This window comes from Streptomyces sp. NPDC056738, assembly GCF_042790435.1.
Taxonomy (GTDB): Bacteria; Actinomycetota; Actinomycetes; order Streptomycetales; family Streptomycetaceae; genus Streptomyces.
Genome location: NZ_JBHTZF010000001.1, coordinates 402,721 through 422,997 on the forward strand (window position 1 = coordinate 402,721; position 20,277 = coordinate 422,997).

At 71.1% G+C, this 20,277-nt stretch carries 17 protein-coding genes; 5 read left to right on the plus strand and 12 right to left on the minus strand.

Annotation, left to right across the window (positions count from 1 at the left end; all coding sequences use genetic code 11):
* Positions 1–31: 31 nt before the first annotated feature.
* Complete coding sequence (locus tag ACFRIC_RS01580) at positions 32–409, minus strand: fic family toxin-antitoxin system, toxin component (RefSeq protein ID WP_361689083.1); 378 nt, start codon at positions 407–409, stop codon at positions 32–34.
* Complete coding sequence (locus tag ACFRIC_RS01585; protein WP_382778452.1) at positions 409–648, minus strand: hypothetical protein; 240 nt, start codon at positions 646–648, stop codon at positions 409–411. The genes ACFRIC_RS01580 and ACFRIC_RS01585 overlap by 1 nt, the downstream gene beginning before the upstream one ends.
* A gap of 288 nt (positions 649–936) precedes the next feature.
* On the opposite strand from ACFRIC_RS01585, the gene ACFRIC_RS01590 reads away from it, so the two are divergent.
* Positions 937–1,848: a hypothetical protein gene (locus ACFRIC_RS01590; protein WP_382778453.1), complete on the plus strand. Its 912-nt coding sequence runs from the start codon at positions 937–939 to the stop codon at positions 1,846–1,848.
* Between the two features lie 33 nt (positions 1,849–1,881).
* On the opposite strand, the gene ACFRIC_RS01595 is transcribed toward ACFRIC_RS01590, so the two are convergent.
* Complete coding sequence (locus ACFRIC_RS01595) at positions 1,882–6,156, minus strand: discoidin domain-containing protein (RefSeq protein ID WP_382778454.1); 4,275 nt, start codon at positions 6,154–6,156, stop codon at positions 1,882–1,884.
* Positions 6,157–6,646: 490 nt separating this feature from the next.
* On the opposite strand from ACFRIC_RS01595, the gene ACFRIC_RS01600 reads away from it, so the two are divergent.
* Positions 6,647–7,273, plus strand: coding sequence for an HD domain-containing protein (locus ACFRIC_RS01600; RefSeq protein WP_382778455.1), 627 nt, complete (start codon positions 6,647–6,649; stop codon positions 7,271–7,273).
* 87 nt (positions 7,274–7,360) lie between these two features.
* On the opposite strand, the gene ACFRIC_RS01605 is transcribed toward ACFRIC_RS01600, so the two are convergent.
* Positions 7,361–8,386 carry an alcohol dehydrogenase catalytic domain-containing protein gene (locus ACFRIC_RS01605; RefSeq protein WP_382778456.1) on the minus strand — a complete coding sequence of 342 codons (1,026 nt, stop codon included), beginning with the start codon at positions 8,384–8,386 and terminating at the stop codon, positions 7,361–7,363.
* Positions 8,387–8,644: 258 nt separating this feature from the next.
* On the opposite strand from ACFRIC_RS01605, the gene ACFRIC_RS01610 reads away from it, so the two are divergent.
* The 3 genes from ACFRIC_RS01610 (at position 8,645) to ACFRIC_RS01620 (ending at position 10,538) form a co-directional block, all read left to right on the plus strand.
* Positions 8,645–9,208: a hypothetical protein gene (locus ACFRIC_RS01610; RefSeq protein WP_382778457.1), complete on the plus strand. Its 564-nt coding sequence runs from the start codon at positions 8,645–8,647 to the stop codon at positions 9,206–9,208.
* Between the two features lie 22 nt (positions 9,209–9,230).
* Entirely contained in the window at positions 9,231–9,848 is a 618-nt protein-coding gene (locus ACFRIC_RS01615; RefSeq protein ID WP_382778458.1) for a VOC family protein, read from the plus strand.
* Positions 9,849–10,166: 318 nt separating this feature from the next.
* Positions 10,167–10,538 (plus strand): hypothetical protein, encoded by a 372-nt coding sequence (locus ACFRIC_RS01620; protein WP_382778459.1) that lies wholly within the window; start codon positions 10,167–10,169, stop codon positions 10,536–10,538.
* Between the two features lie 36 nt (positions 10,539–10,574).
* On the opposite strand, the gene ACFRIC_RS01625 is transcribed toward ACFRIC_RS01620, so the two are convergent.
* From ACFRIC_RS01625 to ACFRIC_RS01660, 8 genes are all read right to left on the minus strand, one after another.
* Positions 10,575–11,627: a GNAT family N-acetyltransferase gene (locus ACFRIC_RS01625; protein WP_382778460.1), complete on the minus strand. Its 1,053-nt coding sequence runs from the start codon at positions 11,625–11,627 to the stop codon at positions 10,575–10,577.
* Positions 11,624–13,516 (minus strand): DUF4910 domain-containing protein, encoded by a 1,893-nt coding sequence (locus tag ACFRIC_RS01630; protein WP_382778461.1) that lies wholly within the window; start codon positions 13,514–13,516, stop codon positions 11,624–11,626. The genes ACFRIC_RS01625 and ACFRIC_RS01630 overlap by 4 nt, the downstream gene beginning before the upstream one ends.
* Positions 13,506–15,581 carry an aminotransferase class I/II-fold pyridoxal phosphate-dependent enzyme gene (locus ACFRIC_RS01635; RefSeq protein ID WP_382778462.1) on the minus strand — a complete coding sequence of 692 codons (2,076 nt, stop codon included), beginning with the start codon at positions 15,579–15,581 and terminating at the stop codon, positions 13,506–13,508. The genes ACFRIC_RS01630 and ACFRIC_RS01635 overlap by 11 nt, the downstream gene beginning before the upstream one ends.
* The gene (locus tag ACFRIC_RS01640; protein WP_382778463.1) at positions 15,578–16,798 is read right to left on the minus strand and encodes a hypothetical protein; all 1,221 of its coding nucleotides are present in this window, start codon (positions 16,796–16,798) and stop codon (positions 15,578–15,580) included. Before ACFRIC_RS01640 ends, ACFRIC_RS01635 begins: the two co-directional genes overlap by 4 nt.
* Positions 16,799–16,832: 34 nt before the next feature.
* Positions 16,833–17,912, minus strand: coding sequence for an alkaline phosphatase family protein (locus ACFRIC_RS01645; protein ID WP_382778464.1), 1,080 nt, complete (start codon positions 17,910–17,912; stop codon positions 16,833–16,835).
* Between the two features lie 50 nt (positions 17,913–17,962).
* The gene (locus ACFRIC_RS01650; protein ID WP_355775162.1) at positions 17,963–18,136 is read right to left on the minus strand and encodes a hypothetical protein; all 174 of its coding nucleotides are present in this window, start codon (positions 18,134–18,136) and stop codon (positions 17,963–17,965) included.
* A 232-nt stretch (positions 18,137–18,368) separates the two neighbouring features.
* Positions 18,369–19,181 (minus strand): metallophosphoesterase family protein, encoded by an 813-nt coding sequence (locus ACFRIC_RS01655; RefSeq protein ID WP_382778465.1) that lies wholly within the window; start codon positions 19,179–19,181, stop codon positions 18,369–18,371.
* A 106-nt stretch (positions 19,182–19,287) separates the two neighbouring features.
* The gene (locus ACFRIC_RS01660) at positions 19,288–20,169 is read right to left on the minus strand and encodes a nucleoside-diphosphate kinase (protein ID WP_382778466.1); all 882 of its coding nucleotides are present in this window, start codon (positions 20,167–20,169) and stop codon (positions 19,288–19,290) included.
* Positions 20,170–20,277 lie beyond the last annotated feature (108 nt).

Sequence of the window (20,277 nt, forward strand, 5' to 3'; positions counted from 1 at the left end):
GCCCGGCGCCCTGTCCCAGTCAACGGGAGCGTCAGGTGGTGGTGGGCCAGGTCCGGAGCAGTGCGGCGATCTTCCCGGCGGTGCAGGCGGGATCGAGGAGCAGATCCCTGAGGGCGATGGCGTCCGCGCGGACGGGCTTGACGCCGATCCCGGCGGCTTCGAGGTACATGACACCGCTGGCCGCGGCGACGGCGAGGTTGGAGCGCTCCAGCCAGCGGCACCGGCCCAGGGTGTGCACGAGGGCGGCGGCCTTGGCGTAGGGGCCTTCGTAGACGGGCTGCTCGAACAGTTCGGCGCGGTGACGGGCGACCGCTGAGGCGGGGACGCCGTAGTCGTCCGGCGCCGGATCGTTGGCTCCGGCGGCCTCGGCGACCTGCAGGATCCAGGGGACGTCGATGTGCAGGTCCATCAGGCCGCGTGCGCTCCCCGAGCCGTCTGCTGGGCTTGCTCGACCTCGTCGAAGACGCTCTGGTGTTCGGTCAGGAAGCGGGCGGCCGCGTCCACCGCCCGGGCGCGCAGGCCGCTGGTGTCGTCCTGCACCAGCCGGGCGAGATAGTCCCCGATGCTCAGCCCCAGGTCGGCGGCTCGCTTCTTCGCGAGGTCCGCGACTTCCTCGTCCACGCGTGCGCCCAACTGTGTCTTCGCCATACCGGCATGGTAACAGCCGTTACCACCCGAGGGGCGTGAATGCGGAAACCGGCGGCTTCAGCGCGAACCAGGCCGGGCTCTCGGGCCGGTGCGCGGGTGCGGGAAGCCGTCCTGGGGCGTGTCCGCGGGGTCTCGTCTGCCCGGCGACACCCGGCAGGCACTCCGGGCCGCACCGGGCGCGGAGCGAGGAAGCGCGCCCGCGCTCGGGCCGAACGTCCGGCACCGCCCGGGCGTCACAGGTCTGGTGCCGGATTCGGCTCCACTCCACGTTCTCCTCTTGGGGGCATCATGCGGTCCGTCAAACTGCTCGTCACCCTCGGCCTGGTCGCCGCGGCGGCCGCCGGATGCGGCGACCAAAGGGCACCCGTCGGCAACCGTGTCCACGACGTCGACACCACCGGGCGTGCCCGCCGGGTCGCCACCGCATGGGAGGGTTCCGAGGCGGCACGAGTGTGGAGGCGGGGCTACTACCCGCTCGGAGACGCCGTCCAACTGCCCGACGGAGCATTCCACGACGACGCCGACAAACGCGCCTACGCCACCCAGAATTTCGAACTGCGCGCCCTCCTTCCCGACCCGGCGAAAAAGCAGGCGAAGGTCCGGTGGCGCGACGGCGATTCCCTGACCCTCCCGCTCGCCTCGGCACGGGAGGCCTACGCCACGCTCGCCCGCGGCGGCAACTCCGGCCCGGCCCTCACCGTGACCGCCGCCCGGCTCGGCGAGATGACGGTGCTGACCAGTCGCGGGACGGCGACCGTGCCGGCCTGGCTCTTCACCGTCAAGGGCTATGACACGCCGCTCAAACGCGTCGCGGTCACGCCCTCCGAAGTCCCCCGGTCCCCGATCGGGGCCGTACCCGAGCGGACGGACGAACTCATGCCCCTGGTCGGGCTGGACACCATCGCGCGGGACGGCAGGACGCTCACTGTGCGCGCCGAGCACGGCGGGTGCGACGACGGCCCGGCCATCGATGTGCTCGAGACCGAGGGGAGCGTGGTGTTCTCAGCCTCTATCCGTGGCACCTCCGACGGGCCGTGCACATCCGAATCGCGTGTCGAGAAGGTGACGGTGAAGCTGCGCCGTCCGGTTGACGACCGCATCCTCCTCGACGCGTTCACGGGCGGGCCGTTCCTCCCCCCGGGCAGTCCGCCCGAACCGCACAGTGACCGCTCGGGTGCGGCACGGGGCCGCCCTCGGTGAGGGCGGCCCCGCAGCGTTCGATGCGCCAGGCTCCTACTCGATATTGATCTTGAAGGTGCTGGTCGTGTTGCGGACGTCCTGGGCGTTGCCGCTCATCCGCAGGTTGCGGAAGGTGGCCTCGCCGACGGCGGGTCCCTGACCGGGTTCGGGCAACTCGTTGGCCCAGATGCCGAATCCGGACTTGGCGTCGAAGGCGTCCCCGCTCTTCTTGGAGTTGGTGATGGAGATGTCCGTGAAGATGGTGTCCTTGACCGGGAACTGGGGCTGCCCACCGACGTAGTTGGTCTGGAACATCACGCCTCCGTAGGTGGAGTCGTCGATGTCGACGTCGTTGACCCGGATGCCCTGGAACACCTTCGAGGCGGAGAACGCCCAGATGGCGGGGAAGACCTGCGAGCCCCAGAAGTGGCCTCCCGTCCGTTCCAGGGACACGTTCTCGATGGTCGTGGGATCGGTCCCGAAGCCGTTCATCGGGTAGCCGAAGTCCAGCGAGGAGATGGTGATGCCGGAGTAGACCAGCGTGTCGGCCACCCGGAGGTTGCGGAAGGTGTTGTTGTAGCCGCCGTAGACGGCGATGCCGGCCGCCCTCCATGTGAGCGTCGACGTCAGGTTCTCGTAGAGGTTGTTCTTCTCGTCGGCGCCCCCGGCGTCGATCGCCGAGAAGAGGGCGAAGCTGTCGTCGCCCGTGGCACGAGCGTCGTTGTTGACGACGTGGTTGTCCGTGGAACCGTTCGTCATGTTGATGCCGTCGGCGAACGTGTCACGGATACGGGAGTTCTTGATGGTCATGCTGTCGGTGTTGGCACCCCAGTACATGCACACCATGTGCTCGACCCAGATGTTGTCGATGGTGATGTTCGCGACGTTGGCGAAGTCGAACACCTTGCCCGGGCCGTCGATGCGGGACGTGTAGTTGCCGAGGTAGGTGAAGCCGGCGAACGTCGAGCCGTTGGCCGTGGAGTCGGCGCGGAAGCCGACGTCCGTGTTCTCCTGCGAGGAGGGTGCGTGGAAGCGGGTGAACCAGGGGCCCGCTCCGACGACCTTGACCGCCTTGCCGTAGACCTGGAACTTGCTGGAGGTGTCGTAGTCGCCGGCGGGCAGGTAGACACCGACGAGCTTGCCGGTGGTGTCCATGCGGACCTTGTCCAGGGCGTTCTGCACGTCCTGGTGGGTGAATCCGGTCGGGACGACGTACGCGGCCGGGTCCGGGTTGGCGACCGCCGTCGCCTGCTCGGTGTTGATGAAGTCGATCGCGTACGTGGAGGAGTTGGCCGTGTCCTTCTGGAGCCGGATCTTGGAGCCGGCCGCGACGGTCCTGCCGAGTTGCAGGCTCGCCTCGTCGTAGATGTGGCGCGGTGCGCCGGAGCCGGGCGAGTTGCCGGGCGCGGTCTCACTGCCGTACAGCCAGGCGTACTTCGAGGTGAGGTCGATGGCCTTGAGGAACTGGCCGTCCACATAGACGTCGAGCGTCGAGTCGGTGCCGTCCGGGATCGAGAAGCGGGTCACCAGGGTGTTGGTGGCCGCCCGGGTGGTCCATTCGACGTACTGTCCGGTCCCGTTGAGGGTCACCGCCTTGCGGCCGCTCGCCTCGCCGGCGACATCGCCGACGGTCCGGTTCGGCCCGACGACCTTGGCGCCGCCCCCGAGGGTGCCGTCCTCCGCCTCGTACATGTCGTACGGCATGTCGGCGCCGCGGCCGACGAACAGGGCCTGGGTGGTGGTGTTGTTGGTCCGCTTGACCGGCAGTTCGTTGGCGTCGTCGGCGATGACGGTCTTGACGGTGTACTTGCCGTTGGCCGCCGTCCACGAGCCGAGGCTGACCGGCGCGGTGGTCTGGCCCGCGGCGATCGCGCCGGTGTAGGAGCCGGTGAGCGTCTTGACGGTGGTGCCGTTGGAGTCCTGGACCGTCAGCGTCACCCCGTGCGCGCCGGAGGCGGACGCCACCGTGCCCTGGTTCTTGATCGCGACGGTGAACTTGACGTCGTCGCCCGCCGAAGCGCTGGAGGGCGTCCAGGAGACCGGTGCGGCCAGGAGGTCGGAGCTGGAGACGGGCTTGACGACCAGGGCGTCGGAGCGGGTGAAGGCGTTGTTGGCCTCGTTCTGCTCGATCACCTTGTTGGACGGGTCCACCTCGGCGCCGACCGGATAGCTGCCCGCGTCCCGGGCCCCGATGCTCGCGGTGACGGTCTTGGTCTCACCTGCCGCGAGTGCCGGGACGTCGGCCGTGGCGACCTTGGTGCCGCCGAGGGTGAAGTTGAGGTCGGTGGCCTTGGCCGCCTTGGTCCCGCTGTTGGTGACGGTCGCCGTCAGGCTGATGGCGTCCGACTCGACAGGAGCCGCGGGTGTGTTGGTGATGCCGGTGACCTTGAGGTCGGGGTTGGCCGCCGGTGTGCCGATCACCTGGAACTCGGCCACCTGCGCGCCCGGGGCACCGGAGTTGGACGTGAACTTGAGCTGGATGTCGGCGGCGGCCCCGGTGACCGGGATCGTCACGGTGTTCCCGCCGGCCGGGTTGAAGGTGTAGTCCTTCGCCGCGACGAGGCTGGTGAACGCCGTAGCGTCCTGGTCGCGGCCGAGCACCTGGATGTTCTGGGTGCGGGTCGCCCAGGCGGCGTCCGGGTTGAGCTTGACGACGACCTGGCCGAGGTCGGCGTTGGCCCCCAGCTTGGTGGTCAGGGTGGCCGGGTAGGCTCCGCCGCCGCTCTCCCAGTACGTGCCGATCTGGCCGTCGTTGGCGTTGGCGGCGACGTAGGTGAAGGTCGAGGAGGAGGCCTCGATGGGCTTGCCCTCGGCGAGGTTGGATCCGGATCCGGTCGAGCCGGTGCGGGTGACGCTGTTGCTCGCCGCCGACACGTTTCCGGCGGCGTCCTTCGCCTTCACGTAGTAGGTGACGGTGGCCGTCGCCGAGGGGGTGTCGGTGTACGTGGTGACGTCGCCCGCGACGGACTTGGCGAGCTGGCCGTTCGCGTAGACGTCGTAACCGGTCACCTTGACGTTGTCGCTCGACGCCTGCCAGGTGAGCTTCACGTCGCTGCCGGACTGCGTGTAGGCGAGGTTGCCGGGGGCCGTCGGCGCCTGGGTGTCCCCACTCGATCCCTGCCGGGTCACGCTGTTGCTGTTGGGGGAGACGTTGCCCGCGGCGTCCTTGGCGCGTACGAAGTACGTGATGTCGGTGCCGGCCGGCTGGGTGTCGGTGTAGGTGAGCACGTTCCCGGCGACGCTCGCCCGCAGTTGGCCGTTGGCGTAGACGTCGTACCCGGTGACGGCCGTGTCGTCGCTCGCCGCGTTCCAGGTCAGCTTGATCTGGCCGGTGGCCGGCTCGGTGAAGGCAAGGTTCGACGGAGCGGTCGGCGCCTGGGTGTCACCGGTGGCGGGTCCGTAGACCTCCAGCTCGGACAGCTGGCCCGCGGGCCAGCCGGTGTTGGCGGTGACCAGCACGCGCACGTACCGCGTGGTCGTCGTGTCGAGGGCGATGGTGGTCGACTGGTCGTTGGAGCTGTCGAAGGTGTACGCCTTCGAGGCCGTCAGATCGGTGAAGTTCTGGTTGTCGGTGGAGCCCTGGACCTTCAGGGTCTCGCTGCGGCTCGGCCAGCCGCTGGGCAGCCGCAGCGTCACCTGGTTCACCTTGACCGATGAGCCGAGGTCGACCTGGAGCCACTGCGGGAAGGCGTTGTTGGTGCTCTCCCAGTAGGTGTTGCGGTTGCCGTCACCGGCGTTGGCGGCGGGGTACACGTCGGCGTGGCCGCTCTCGGTGAAGGGCTTGCCCTGCGCGAGGTTGGGGGTCGACGCGGCGGCGGTGAGGACCTGCATCTCGGCGAGCTGGGCCGTGGGTGCCACGGAGTTGCCGCTGAAGTCGGCCCGTACGTACCGGGCGAGGGTCGCGGGGAAGGAGACCTTCACCGTGTTGTCGTTGCCGGGGCTGAAGACGTACTGCGCCGACGACTTGAGCGTGGCGAAGCTCTTTCCGTCGGCGCTGCCCTGGAGTGCCAGCGTCTGTCTGCGGGTCTGCCAGTGCTCGGGCAGGCGCAGCACGACCTGGCGGACCCGCTTGGTCCGCCCGAGGTCGGTCTGCACCCACTGGGCCGACTTCTTTCCGGCCTGCCAGTACGTGTCGGCGTCGCCGTCGGTGACATTGACGGCAGCGTGCGCGGCACGGGCGCTGCCGGCCTTGGTGGCCGCGTCCGCGGCGGCGTTGGGACCGCCGGCGGCGTGGGCACCGACGGCGGGCAGGCCCAAAACCATGACGGTGGAGGACAGCGCGGCGATCGCTGCGCGGCGTCTCCAGGATCTCGGCTTGTGTGGAGTCATGCGGGGTTCACTCCCTGCGGAGGTTCGCGCGCCGGAGGGGCGGCGGGGTCGGCTCGTTCCTGGGCAGAGCGGTGGCGCGTGATCACGAACGGCAAGAGGCGGCTGCTCGCACGTGCGACGTCCTCAACGGAGTCACACGCGCAGCTTCTTGCATTGTTTCATCGCAATATTGCAGAGCGGTGCGAATGCGTCTACCGTCAGGACGCCACAAGTTTCACCATCAACACCCGCGCCTCACCGCCGAAGCGCGATCCGGCATCCCCGCCAGGGCGACATTTGGAGCAATCCATGAGGCTCGGGGCGCCCGTTCAAGCGACACCGCAAGCGACCGCAAGTCACGCAAATTCTTGCGTTGTCGTGCGATGCCGCGAAAGGCATGCGCACCGCGAAACACGGCTCATCCCCTCGCGGACCTGGCCTGTCGCGGAGCCGCCGTCCCGACAGCGAAAGGGGAGCGACCGAGGTGGGACGGCGAGGCATACTCGGCGGCATGACCGATCACAGCCCGCACGAAGAACCGACCGTGCCCGTCGCCCCCGACACGGCCGCTTGCGCCGCCGCGCTCGAAGTCGCCACCGCCTACTGCTCCCCCGCGCTGCTCAACCACTCGGTGCGCTCCTACGTATGGGCCTCCGCGTACGCCGCGCAGCGTGGCATCGAGCACGACGCCGAGTTGCTGTACGTGGCGGCGCTGCTCCACGACATCGGCCTGGTCGCGGAGTTCGACAGTCACACGGTCGACTTCGACGTAGCCGGCGGGCACGTGGCCTGGGTGTTCGCGGCGGGTGCCGGATGGCCGACGGAGCGTCGACGGCGTCTGTCGGAGGTCATCGTCCGGCACATGTGGGACAAGGTGGACGTGCGGGAGGACCCGGAGGGTCATCTGCTGGAGCGGGCCACCGGCGTGGACATCTCCGGGCGGCATCTGGACGATTTCACCGCCGGGTTCCAGGCGGACGTCCTGGCCCGGTACCCGCGCGCGGGACTCGCCGACGAGTTCCTGGCCTGTTTCGGCGACCAGGCGGCCCGTAAGCCGCAGAGCTCACCGGCCGTGTCGGTCCGGGGCGGCCTCGCCGAACGTGTCCGCGCCAACCCGCTGGACCGCCCGGCCGGTTGACCCCTCGGGCGCGTCCGACGGGCACGGCCGCGAGCCGTTCCACCGGGTGGCGATATGACCGGCCCGCGACCGCACCCGCCTGACCGGTCAGGCGGGTGTGAGCACCATCCGGAAGCGGGCGGCTCCGTCGAGCATCTTCTGGAAGGCCTCGCCGGCGTGGTCCAGCGGTGCGGTCTCGGTCATCGGCCGGATGCCGTGCAGGACGCTGAAGGCCATGGTGTCCTCCACGTCCTGCGAGGTGCCGGACGGATGGCCGCGGACGACCCGGCCGCTGAGCAGCAGTTGGGTCGGGGTGATACTCATCGGTGAGGGATCCGCCCCGATGACCACCAGCTCGCCACGCGGTGTCAGGCCTTCGACGGTCGCGCTGATGGCCTGGGAGTTTCCGGCGGTGGCCAGTACGGTCCTGGCACCGCCGAGGGCCTGCAGCGCCTCCGCGACCGGGACGTCCGAGGTGCTGTCGATGTAGTGGTGGGCGCCGAGCCGCTCGGCGAACTCCGCCTTCTCGGCGCCGCGGGCGATCGCCACCGTCTCGAAACCGAGGGCGAACGCGTACTGGACGCCGAGGTGCCCCAGGCCGCCCAGGCCGAGGACGGCCACAAGGTCTCCGGGCCTGGCCGAACTGCGACGCAGTCCGTTGAACGTCGTCACACCGGCACAGGCCATGGGCCCCGCGTCGGTCGCCGCGAGATCGTCGGGGATCGCGGCGAGTGCGTCGGCGGGCGCGATCATCTTGTCGCCGAAGCCCCCGTCGTAGGCCCAGCCCGGGACCTTCAGGCTCTCGCAGACGATGAAGTCGCCCTGACGGCAGCGCACGCAGTGGCCGCAGCTACCGCCGAACCAGCCGACCGCCACCCGGTCGCCCTCCTGCCACCCCCGCTCGCGCACCCCCTCGCCCAGTTCCTCGATGCGCCCGGCGACCTCGTGTCCCGGCACCTCCGGGAACGTGACTCCAGGCAGTTGCCCCGCGACGAAACTGGCGTCGCTGTGGCAGACACCGCACGCCTCCACGGCGATTCTGACGTGCCCGGGGCCGGGCTGCGGCACCTCTCGCTCGGCGATCTCGAAAGCGCCGCCCGGGGCGGTCACCTGCGCGACTCGATAGCTGTTCATCGGTCCCTCCGATGGCTGTATGCAAGGGCCTGGTTCCAGGGCAACAGGTCTGGAGCGATTGCGCGCGTCGAGTCCTGTCCTCGAAGCGGCCGCCCGCGGGCACGGCGGGCGTCGCCGCGGGGCACGCGGACGTGCTCCCCGTGCGCGCACGCCCTGGCCGCCGGATACTCGATGGGGGCTCGCTTCCTCCCGCCCTGGCCCAGGCCTTTGAGCACATCGACCTTCGTTCCTGGCCCCGACCGATGAGGAGATGGCGTCATGCGCTCCCACAGGAATCCGCTGACTCCCCTCGAGGCGGTGACGGCCGGCCTGCTGGCGGGGGCGGTGGGAACGGCGTGTCTGGACGCCGTCCACTACCTCAAATACCGGCGCGCGGGCGGGACGGACAGCCCGCTCGCCTGGGAATTCGCGCCGGTCGAGAGCTGGGAGAAGGCCCCTGATCCGGGGCAGGTGGCGAAGCGGGTGATCGAGGGCTTCACCCAGCGCCGGCTTCCTGACGGCGCCGCCTGGATCACGAGCACCGTCGCCCACTGGGCCTACGGATCCGCGGCGGGCGCGGCCTACGGCATCGTGGCCGGATCGCTGCCCAGACACTCCCCCGTGTACGGCGTGCCGTTCGGTGTCGCGGTGTTCGCCGGTGACTACGTCGCGTTGCCGGTGGCGGGGCTCTACAAACCGATCTGGCAGTACGACGCCGAGGTCCTGGGCTGGGATCTCGGCGCGCACATCGCCTACGGCACCGGCACCGCGGTCGCCTTCTGGCTGCTCAGCCGGCTCGGCATCGGCGCCGGCCGCGCACACACCGTCATGTCGGCATCGTGAACGAGCGCAGGAAGTGTCAGTCATGGACATGAAACTCGAAGTCGTCGTAGTACCGGTGTCCGACGTCGACCGGGCCAAGAGCTTCTACACGCGCTTGGGCTGGCGGCTGGACGCGGACATCGCCCCGGACGACACCTTCCGGGTGGTGCAGATGACGCCGCCGGGCTCGCCGGCGTCGGTCATCTTCGGCACCTCGGTCACGTCCCAGGCCCCGGGTTCGGCTCAGGGGCTCCAACTGATCGTGGACGACATCGAGGCCGCGTACGACGAACTCAAGCAACTCGGCGCCGAGCCGAGCGAGGTGTTCCACGACGCCGGCGGCGTCTTTCACCACGCCGGAACGGACGCCCGGCTGCCGGGGCCGGACCCGCGGCGCACGAGCTACGGCTCGTTCCTGTCCTTCAGCGACCCGGACGGCAACGGCTGGCTCCTGCAGGAGATCACCACCCGGCTCCCGGGACGCGTCGACCCCGCCACCACGGCGTTCGCCTCCTCGCAGGACCTGGCGGGCGCGCTGCGCCGCGCCGCGGCCGCGCACGGGGAGCACGAGGCACGCATCGGTGCGGAGGACCCGAACTGGCCGGACTGGTACGCCCAGTACATGGTCAGTGAGCAGGCCGGGACCGAACTGCCGTCGTGACACGATCCCCCGCGTGCACGCCAGGACCGAAGCGCCGTCGTGCCACGGCCCACGCGTGCAGGCAAGGATTCTGCTGGTGCGCGGTGCTCGGCGCGGGTGCATCCTGAAGGGTGCGGGTTCCTATCAGTGAGCCCGCCTGCCCGGCGGGCCCTCGGGAGACCTCGGCGGGGCCGGGGTTCGACCCGGTCGGCGCTGCGAGCCAGGCGCCCGCGCCTTGCCCACCGATGACCGCCGGTGGACGACGGTCGTCTCGAACAGGGAGTAGGTCATGCCGTCCCTCCACTTCCACGTGAACTCCTCGATGAGCCCGGGGAGGTGATGGGCGTGCTGACGAACTTCAGCCCTTCCCGTGTCGAGGAGTGGCCCTCCATCGATGCCGAGCACTTCCAGGTCCACGAGCGGGGCGACACCTGGGCGGAGGTGACCGAGGGCAACGACAAGTCGTGGGAGCGTGCACGCTACGAATGGGACCCGGCGGCGAACCGGGTCACGGTCACCACCCGGGACTCGGTGCCCTTCGGCTCCGGAGGCTGGCAGTTCCAGATGACGCCCACGGACGACGGCACGCGCGTCGACGTCAGACTGGAACGGCACCCCACCTCGTTCACGTCCAAGGTGAAGTCCTCGATCATTCCCTTCGCCGGCCCGGTGTTCCGCAAGTCCTTCAAGGAACCCCTGCACACCGCGTAGTCGCGCGGATGCGACCGGCTCCGGCGTGGCCACGGTTCAGGTCCCGGGCGGAGCGACGCACGCGTACAGGCGAAGGGGCTTCATGCCGTGGCGGGTCTTCATGGGCTCGTTGCTGCGGCCGCCCTCCACCCAGCGCTTGCGCCACTGGATGGCCGTCCGGATCTCCGTGGCCCACAGGAGGTAGTTGGGGCTGAATCCGTCGAGCGTGGCGTGGCTGGTGCCGCCTGCCCACATGTGCAGGCGTTCCTCGTCCAGCAGGACGACCGCGGCGGCCACCGTCAGATCCCCACGGTCGACGCGCACCACGCGGGCGTGGTCGCCCAAGGCCATGACGAAGTCGGTGAAGGCGCTCTCGGGATACATTCCGGCGCTGCCGTACTTGGCGGCCGTACGGCGGGTGAGGTCGCCGACCGTGCGGAGGACGTCGGGCCGGGGTGCTTCCACGGCGGTGGTGACCCCCGCCTCCGCCGCGCGCCGCAGATACTGGCGGATCGTACGCCGGGTGCGGGCGCCGAGGGTCGCGAGATAGGAGTCGTACGAGTCGAAGGTGTCTCCGCCCGCACCGTGCAGCGGGAGTTGGAAGCGGGTGACGATCGGTGCCACCCGCCAGCCCTTGTCCCGGGCGACGTCGAGGACCGGGTCGCCGTCGGGGACGCTGACGAGTCCCGCGGTCAAGGCACCGTCGGCGGCGGCCTGTTCGCGCAGCGCGTCCAGCACCGCGCCGAGAACACGGGCCCGTTGCGCGGGGTCCGTCGCCCGAACCGGTACACGGGTGTCGTAGCAGTACCAGTTGTGCCCGAGGAGCGCCGGGCCGTCGGTGTCCTCGATGCCGACGGCGCGCAGGAAGCCGTACGGGTCGCCCTCCTTCTGGAGGTAGCAGGGCAGCACCGCGAGAGTGCGGTCCCCGTCGGCGACGGTGAGGTAGCGGGCCGCGAGAAACGGGCTCAACGGGCTTGTCTGATAGGCCCGCAGATACGCGGGGGTGTAGTGCACGGGCGCGGTGTCCGCCGCGGCGATCCGCCGCCACTGGACGGTGTCCACGTCGTCGATGGAGTCGGTGACGCTCACGGTGACGTGCGGCGTGCTCACTTCGCTGTCCCTCCCTTTGCCCGGTTCCCTGCCGCCTCTCCTTCCTTCTCGTCAGCCCCTTCCTTCACCCAGCCCGCGCCGGCCATCGCGGCCAGGATCCGTTCCCCGAAGCCCGGCTCCCACCGGATTTCCGCGTCGAGCTGGGCGGTTCGGACCACGTCCGCCGTGCCGGACACCCCGTCGACGCTCTGGGCCAGGGCCATCGCGGACGCGTAGAACCGGCCCCGGTCCTCGGCGAGGCGGCGGGTGAACCAGTGCCGGTCGGACTCGTTCACGGCTCCCATCAGGGCACGGAGGTTGAAGGGGCCCGGCCAGGCCCGGCGCAGGGGCGGACCTCCGAGGCGCTTCACGGGTGCGTGGTCCCAGGCCGCCGCGAGGGTGTGCTGCAGACCGTCGAGGAGGGCCGCCTGCCGTTCGAGGACGCCGGAGTCGGCGCCGAAGGGCCGCAAAGTTTCCAGTGCGTCACGTCCGTACCGCGCGAGGCGGGCCGGCGAGGTCGCGGCGAGCGGGTCGTCCTCGGGCGGGAGGCAGGCGGTCATTCTGCGTGCCGTCCAGCGGGTGACGAGCTGGGCGAGCCGGTCGGCCTCCGGGGCACCCGCCGTCGCGACGACGGCGGCGGAGGAGGCGGCGATCGCGGCGGACCTGCGCAGTTCCTGCGGGTCGACCTTGTCCAGCGTGTCGGCGCCGGAGTGGTTGAACCGGTCGGGCCAGTGGCCCAGTTGGACGGAGGGACAGCCGATCGCCCGGTCGGCGAGGACCGCGTGATCGGAGGCGCCGACGAACGGGGTCGTACGCCAGGCCCACACGTCGCAGCCGACGGCTCCGCTGTAGGAGCGGGCGGCGGCCGGCAGGGCACGCACACAGGCCTCGACCAGGGCGTTGGCGAAGTGCGGGAGGTACTCAGGGCTGCGTTCGACGATCAGCGGGCCTCCGCAGCGCCGTTGGTCCTGGCCCACCATGTCGAGGTCGACGGCCATCGTGGGCAGCGGCCCGCCCTCCTCCACGAGCCGGTGGACGTAGGCGGCGAGTCCCACGAACTCGGGGGCCCAGACGAACCGGACGGGGCGGCGCAGCGGACGTGCGGCGAGGACGCGCCCGGCCGCGAGGGCGGCCGCGACTCCGGAGGCGTTGTCGTTGGCGCCGGGGGCGGGGTGGCACAGATGGGCGGTGATCAGGCAGGCGTCGGGCGACAGCGGCGGCAGACAGGCGTCTCGCGCCGGGGTTCGGGCGACGACCACCGGCATCCGGGCGGGGCTCGTGTCGACGTCGACGACCACGCGGGCACGCTCGCCCCGCCCCTGGGCGCGGTGCAGCACGTCCATCTGGCCGGGCACCACGCTGAACCCGAACAGGGCGCTGCCGCCGGGCAGTTCGACGCGGCCCGCACCCTCCTGCCGGGACGGGTCGGTGGTGACACAGAAGCCGATCGCCCGTTCGCGGCGCATCCGGGCGTGGAGCCTCGCGTCGAGTCGCGCGGCCGACGGGACCAGGACCACCGCGCCCGGCGGCCACCCGTCGTCCCCCGGGCGCACGAGAGGACCTTCGGTGTACGCGGCGGCCGAGTGGGCGGCGAGGGTGTACGGCTGGGCGGGATAGTCGATCAGCGCGGGCCGGCCGGGGACCGACAGATGCGCGGCGCGTGGGGTCCAGGAGGACGGCGCGGTGAACGTCCACCAGGCGGTGCGGCCGTCGGCGGGGAAGTTCAGGACCTCCACCCCGGCCAGTCCGGCGCGCTCGGCCTCGCCCGCCACGAAGTCGGCTGCGGCGGCGATGCCCGCCGACCCCTGGTAGCGGTCCCACTCGGTGAGCCGGGCGACCCAGCACATCGCCTCGTCGGCGTCGATCTCATGATGGACCCCGGCGACGAGGTCGGCGAGGCTACCGGGCATCGGCGAACGCGTCGAGGAAGGCGGTCAGACGGGCTTCGGAGAGCGGCACGGCGATCTTGTACAGGAGGCCGTCACGAAGGCCGGAGCCACCGGAGCGTCCGGAGCGTCCGGGGCCACCGGGGCCACCGGGGCCACCGGGGCCAGGGTCCTCCCCCGGCCTCCCGCCGAACGCTGCCCCGGCGGGACCGGCGGCACCGGCGGCACCTTCGGCACCGTGGGCGAACTCCACCGGACCGATCTCCTTCACCCGCACCCCTCGCTTCTCGAAGACCACGCTCGCGGCATCCCGTTCCGCGTCCACCACCGTCACCCACGGCAGGCAGCCGGCCCCCTCGGTGACCCGCAGTCCGGCCCGCCGCAGCGTTCTCGCAACGACCGGCTTCGCCTCCGCGATCCGGGACCGCAGCGCGCCGAACACGTCGCCCTGTGCGAGGAGGCGGAGGGCGACGTCGAGACCCGCCCCGCCCGCTCCGAGGGGCGGCGTGACCTCGCGCAGCCGCCGCGTCGACTCAGGTGCCGCGAAGGCGAATCCGACCCGGAGGCCGCCGCAGCAGTACCCCTTCGACATGCTGCGCAGCACGATCAGGTTCGGGTGTTCGGAGACCGCCGGGACGCAGCTCGCACCGGGCCCCGCGTAGACGGCGTACGCCTCGTCGAGGACCACGGTCGTGCCGCAGGCGCGGGCGGTGTCGGCGATCTCCTCCAGCCGCGCCCTCCCGAAAAGGTCTCCGGTGATCGTGGGCCGGTCCAGCACCAGGATCGAAGGAGTGTGCCGGTGGAGATCGGCGGCGAGGTGTTCGAACCGGGTGGTGATCGTCTCGGCGCCGAGGCGTGTGGCCCAGCGGGGCAGGTCCGGGTGGCCACCGGCCAGGCGCAGCACCGGTCCGGGCACGGCCAGCGCCGCGCACGCGTACAGCAGCCCGGTGGCGCCCGCCCCGGCGGTCACCATGTCGGGCCCGAGGTCCAGTCCGAAGTGCCGGGACAGGACGGGTGCGGCCGTCTCTGCGGAGTAGGGGTCGGACAGGGGGTAGGCGCGCGAGAGTTCGGCGAGGCCGCCGCCGTCGTACGCGCTCTTGAAGGCTGCGTCGACCCACGGTCGTACGAACTCGAACTCGTCCGGCGACCAGCGCAGGTCCAAGGTGGAGGTACGGGCCCGGTCCTGCGCGAAGGGGCCGGTCCCGCCCTCCGTGAAGGGGCGGGCCTCGCCCCCCGTGGAGGCGCGGGTGTCCCCCCGTGTGGAGGCGCGGGTGTCGCGCCTCCCTTGCCATGCGGTGATCGCCGCCGGGGTGTCCGCCCGCCTCCGGGCGACGAACTGGACGTAGCGCGTCGTCGGGGTGGGCTCCCCGCCGACGGCGAAGTCCGCGTCGACGCGCTCGACGGTGAAGCCGCCGCGGGTCAGCAGGTCCCGCACCTCGGCCGGTTGATACATCCGTACGTCGTCGTGGATGACGACGGGCTCCGCGTCGCCCCGTCGTACCTCGATCTCACCGGTGCTGCGGCCGGAGGCCATCCGGTACGTACGGCGGAAGTCCGCGCGCAGCCCCTCGGTCTCGAAGGTGGCCTCCGGCACGTAGTTCCCGGCGATGGCCAGCACGTTGGAGTGGTCGAGGACCAGCAGTCCGCCCGGGACGAGCACCCGGCGGACCTCCTGGAGCATCCGGAGTTGCCGGGCGTCGCTCCCCCACCCGAACGACTGGACGCAGACGACGGCATCGAACTCACCGACGGGCCAAGGAAGTTCGCGCAGCAGGTCGATGCGTAGCCAGTCGACCCGGACACCCGCCGCCTCGGCCGCGGCCTCGGCACGCCCGAGCGCCCACGCCCCGGAGTCGACCCCGGTGACGCCGAACCCCCGTGCGGCGAGCGCGACGGCGTGGCGGCCGGTGCCGCAGCCCAGGTCGAGGACGCGGCGGCCGGGGGCCGAGGTGTCGAGGACGGCCGCGAGGTATCCGGCCTCGGCCGCGGTGCGTTCGGGGGTGTACTCGTGCTCCGCGACGGCCCAGAAGTCCTCCCCGAAAAAGGTGAGATACCAGGGAGGATCGTCCGGACGACGGGGATCGCTCATACGGCGTCCGCCCGCAACGCCTCCTGGCGGTGCAGAAATCCGCACACGTCGCACAGGCCGGCGGGGTTGGCCACGCCCTCCTGGAGCACGTACCGGCCCCCGCAGACCCGGCACAGGTCGTCGACCAGGGGAAGCAGGGTGCGCTGGACGTTCTCGAAGGCGTTGAAGAGGTAGTAGTCGATGCCCGGCCACAGGTCGTAGAGGTGGTCGGCCACGGCGTAGGCGAGGGAGCGTTCGTCGGAGCCGGTGGTGAACCGGCCCGGCGCTCCCTGGCGGTTGAGGCCCGGCGCGACGAGCTCCAGGTAGAGGGTGAGTTCCTTCTTGGTGATGCGGTACAGCGGGAACACGTAGCGCAGGGAGCCGAGTTCACGGACCGGGATGCCGCCCATCCGGTAGCCGGTGGTGAACCAGGTGACCATGCTGGCCACCAGGTCGTCGGCGTTGAACCCGAACGCGACGACCGGGGCGCCCCGGCGCTCGGCTTCCTGTTCCAGCATGCGGCGCAGCACCTGATGGCCGATGACCATGTTCATGTTGCGGTGCTCGCCGGCGACGACCTTGTTCATGACGTCGACGAACGGCTCGCGCAGCTTGAACACCTCGGCCACGTCGTCGGCGGTGACGATGACATGGTCCACGCCGAGCCCCGCGCAGGCGTCCAACGCGGTGCGGAACGTGGCGGGTTCGTCCCAGTCGGGCAGTCCGGTGATGGTCACCGCGGTCATGTCGACCTCGGGCCAGCGGCCGCGGGTGCGTTCGAGGAGCTTGAGGTAGGCGACGCTGTCCCGGCCGCCGGAGAGCCCGATGACGACTCGGTCCCCGGCCCGCATGGTGGCGGCCGCGGCGATGCTCTGGACGAAGGCCTCCTCGACGTACGTCACGAAGGTCTCGGCGGTGAACTGCTCGGTGCGCCGTTCCAGGGTGCCGCCGTGGTCGAAGAGAACGGACTTGGTGTAGACGGGGTCCGGTGCGGCGTAGACGTGTTCCTTGGGCCGGCGCAGTACGTCGAGGTCGTAGTGGCGTACTTGGCGGACCTCGATGACGTCGTCGGTGCCGACGACGGCCGTCGCCTCGGGGATCACCTGCCCGTCGCGGTGGGCGAGCACGGCGTTCGCCGGGATTCCGTGGAGGCGCAGCACGTCCAGGAGGGGCTGTCCCGGTGTCGCGTGCAGGGTCTCCGAACCACCGGTCTTGTTGCGGAACACGACCGTGCTCACGGGGTCTCCTATCGTGTCGTGTGGTTCCGGGCGATCAGGGCAGGGCGGGTTCCGGTACGGGGTTCCAGGCGGCCAGGGGTACGAGCGTCTCGCCGTCGGAGACGGATCCGTGCTCCCAGGCGACCGTCGGGTCGGGGACCGGGAAGGAGGGGGAGGTGGCCAGGGCGACCACTTCTCCGATGCGGGCGCGGACGACGGGTGTCGCGGGCAGCAGTCCCCGGTCGTCGAGCTCGTCCGGGGTGAGGACGAGGGCGTGGTCTCCCAGCGCGTCGCGCAACGCGTCGGCCACGGTGTCCTCGTGCCCGGGGAGCGGATGGAGCCAGCGGACGCGACCGGCTCCGCCACCGGGCATGCGGCAGTGGGCGGGGGCGTCGAGGCGTTCCCACGCTTCGACGAGGGCCGGGTCGGGGGTCACCTCCACCTGGCCGTGGTCGGCGTGGGCGAGGACGCTCCAGCCGGTTTCGGCCCAGCGGGCGGCGGCCGTGTCGAGCAGCGACAGCGCCTCGCGCAGCCGGGAGTCGTAGCCGGACCGGTGGATGTGGTCGTCGAGGTTCACGTAGGCCCACACCAGGGGCGGGGCGTCGTGGGAGTGCGCGAGGACGGCCTCGACCTCGCGCACGGTCCGCTCGGCCACGCGCACCGGGTCGATGGTGAGGGTCGCGGCGGCGGCCGGTGACGGCACGAGCCGGGCGCCGTGCAGCACCGCGTCCACCCATGGGCCGGTCAGCCGCTCCAGTTCAGCGCCGATCGCGAGGGCGGGCCGCCCGGAAGCGGCCGCGCGATCGAAGAGCGTCGGTCCCGGGTGCGGCAGCGGACTGCCGGGGGTGCGACAGGCGCCGAAGGAGTACGTGTCCCCGGTGACGAGGTGGGTGACGCAGTCGGCTCCTGGTGCGCGGTGGACCATGCCGACAGCGCCGTGGACGCCGGGATCGGTGCCGGTGACCGCGGTGAGCCAGGCTGTCGTCGACGTGCTCGGGAAGGTGGAGCGCAGTGGCCGGATGTGCGCGTGGTGGAACGCGGACTCGGCCACTTCGAGCGACAGGCCGTCGACCGCCAGGACGCACAGCCCCCGAGGAGCGACGCGCAGGGTGCCCGCGACGACTTCGGTGATCACGCGCAGGTCGGCGGACGCTGTCGACTGTCCGCCGACGCGCGACGCCGTGCTCAGAAGTTCGGCACGCAGTCGGTGCAGGTGGTGCGGAACTTGACGATGTGCGCGGCCTGCCGGTCCGTGATCATGCGCTCGACCAGGCGGGGCAGCAGCATGACGGGCGCCGGGGTCGACGTCCGCGGTGCCTCGGTGGGGGCTTTCGCGGTGGGAAGTGGAGCTGTTTGCATGGATTCCTCCTGCCGGGAACGGTGCCAGAGAAACGTGCCAAACAACTTGCCAATTTTGCATGCACAGGTCAGCACACCGCGAGTGCGCATGTCAACGTCATGCCGGGAATCCACCGTCGACTCGCTTTTTGTTTCCCGCATTTGACGGAACGAGAAATTCCGTCGCCGGATCAGGCCCTTGAGCAGACCCTTATGGATCAGTGGACTTGCGAATCGGCGAACACCTTGCCGATCAATTGACGAAGATCAGTTTCTCCGCCTCCACGACGATCTTTTCCGGATCGGGCGCTGTCATCAGCGTGTCCGCGTAGCGGTCCGCGTCCGGGTCGGCGACGCGGTGGGCACGCGCGACGGCGTCGTCGACGTCGTAGCGCGTGGTCCTGAGCCGGACGTCGGGACCCAGCAACGCCCAGTAGGCGGTGCCCGGTTCGCCCCTGTGGTACGGCAGTCCGACGCTGCCGGGGTTCACGCTGCGCAGGCCCGCCACGGAGCGGTCGAACTGGAGATGCGAGTGTCCGGTGACCAGGACCCGCGCGTCGATGGCCGCCGACAGTTCGGCGAACCGCTCGGGCGGTGTCCCCGGCGTGACCAGCTCGTGGTCACTGCGCGGCGAACCGTGGCAGAAGTGCACCGGTCCGAGCCCGTCGATCTCGACGACGAGCCCGAAGGGGAGGCGGTCGAGGAAGGCGATGGCCTCGGGCGAGTGCTGTGCGGCGATCCACGACTGACGCGGGGTGTCGGCGGTCCGCGCGGCCGTGCCGATCTGCGCGGCGTAGCGGTCGGCGTTCCCCCGCAGGCACAGGGCGCGTTCCCCCAGCCCGACGATCCGTTCGTACGTCTCCTGCGGCTGCGGCCCCCACGTCAGATCGCCGCACAGGACGACGAAGTCGGCCGCGGCGACGTCCGGTTCGGCGAGCACCGCGTCGAAGGCGGGGATGTTGGCGTGCACATCGGAGAGCACGGCGACGCGGCTCGCCGGCCCGTACCGGCGTGGCGGCCCCTCTCCGTTCGCGGGACCGTGCAGTTCGACGTCGGCGTCGGTCATCGGGGTCGTTCCTCCTGGTGACTGGGGCTTCTCGGTCGGGCGAACTGTGCGTCCAGGCCGGGGGCCGGAACCGTTGCGTTCGGCCGCCGGGCGGTGGCCCGCGTGCTCAGTGGTCCACCGCGGCAGCGGCAGGGGGCCCGGCGGGCCTGCCGGTGCGGGGATGACCGAGGCGGGTGCCGGGCGGTGGCCCGATCAGCGCCCGGCCCTCGGAGGGAAGGCCCTCCACCAGCTCCGCGGCGATCACGATGCGGTCCCACAGCGGTGGCCCGTCCGTGTCCTGGGCGAGCCGTTCCACCCGCGCCAGCAGCGATCCCGGGTCGGCCGGGCGGTGCGAGGTATCGCCTGCGGGCTCGTGCCGGTTGGACGTGCCGGAAGGCGCCGACCGGGTGAGGGGGTGGGCCGGGTGAATCGCGTACAACTCGCCCGCCAGGGTGACCAGTTCGGCCGCCCGGGACGGCGACACGTCGGCGGCCAGGAGGGCGAGTGCCTGTTCCCGCCGGCGAGGCAGCAGGACGCCCACCTCGCGGATCAGGTCGGCGGGATCATCGGGCGCGTGCAGGAAGTTCAGGCACATCAGCTCGCATCCGAGCGCCCCGCGCAGTGAACCGCCGTCCACCGAGCGGTTCTTGGATGATCCCTTCAGCTCGGCGAGCCGTTCCGCCGCGCTCGTCCCGGTGCGGTCGGGATCCCGGGTGTCGCGGAGCGCGACGAAGAGGCAGGGCGGTCCCGACTCGAGAATCATGTCCACGGCCCGGATGACCGCCAGAGGCGCCGCGTTGATCTGGTAGCGCCACAGCTCCCGGCACACCCGCGCGTCGACCCGTACGGTGAGAGCGCCGAGGGGTTCAAAGCCGTGCGCCGCCAGGAAGGCCAGGGCGGGCTCGACCCGCCGCCCGACGACCGCGTCGGGCTTGAACATCACGAAGGTCGACCGCAGCAGTGCCCGGTCGGCCGTTCGCGTCTCCCAGCCGTCCAGCAATGCCGCCATTTCCCGGAAATAGACGTCGTCGGGATAGGTGCGGCGCCTTGTCGGATCATGAGTGAGGGGAGCCCTCAACCACGTGTGGACGGTCATGCTCCTCCGGCATTCCGCTCG

Bases quoted from the DNA above. Each gene is read 5' to 3' on its own strand.
- ACFRIC_RS01610 (WP_382778457.1), top strand. From the start codon at position 8,645: ATGCGCTCCCACAGGAATCCGCTGACTCCCCTCGAGGCGGTGACGGCC.
- ACFRIC_RS01595 (WP_382778454.1), bottom strand. From the start codon at position 6,156: ATGACTCCACACAAGCCGAGATCCTGGAGACGCCGCGCAGCGATCGCC.
- ACFRIC_RS01650 (WP_355775162.1), bottom strand. From the start codon at position 18,136: ATGCAAACAGCTCCACTTCCCACCGCGAAAGCCCCCACCGAGGCACCG.
- ACFRIC_RS01585 (WP_382778452.1), bottom strand. From the start codon at position 648: ATGGCGAAGACACAGTTGGGCGCACGCGTGGACGAGGAAGTCGCGGAC.
- ACFRIC_RS01615 (WP_382778458.1), top strand. From the start codon at position 9,231: ATGGACATGAAACTCGAAGTCGTCGTAGTACCGGTGTCCGACGTCGAC.
- ACFRIC_RS01580 (WP_361689083.1), bottom strand. From the start codon at position 409: ATGGACCTGCACATCGACGTCCCCTGGATCCTGCAGGTCGCCGAGGCC.
- ACFRIC_RS01655 (WP_382778465.1), bottom strand. From the start codon at position 19,181: ATGACCGACGCCGACGTCGAACTGCACGGTCCCGCGAACGGAGAGGGG.
- ACFRIC_RS01605 (WP_382778456.1), bottom strand. From the start codon at position 8,386: ATGAACAGCTATCGAGTCGCGCAGGTGACCGCCCCGGGCGGCGCTTTC.
- ACFRIC_RS01630 (WP_382778461.1), bottom strand. From the start codon at position 13,516: ATGCCCGGTAGCCTCGCCGACCTCGTCGCCGGGGTCCATCATGAGATC.
- ACFRIC_RS01600 (WP_382778455.1), top strand. From the start codon at position 6,647: ATGACCGATCACAGCCCGCACGAAGAACCGACCGTGCCCGTCGCCCCC.
- ACFRIC_RS01660 (WP_382778466.1), bottom strand. From the start codon at position 20,169: ATGGCGGCATTGCTGGACGGCTGGGAGACGCGAACGGCCGACCGGGCA.
- ACFRIC_RS01620 (WP_382778459.1), top strand. From the start codon at position 10,167: ATGGGCGTGCTGACGAACTTCAGCCCTTCCCGTGTCGAGGAGTGGCCC.
- ACFRIC_RS01590 (WP_382778453.1), top strand. From the start codon at position 937: ATGCGGTCCGTCAAACTGCTCGTCACCCTCGGCCTGGTCGCCGCGGCG.
- ACFRIC_RS01635 (WP_382778462.1), bottom strand. From the start codon at position 15,581: ATGAGCGATCCCCGTCGTCCGGACGATCCTCCCTGGTATCTCACCTTT.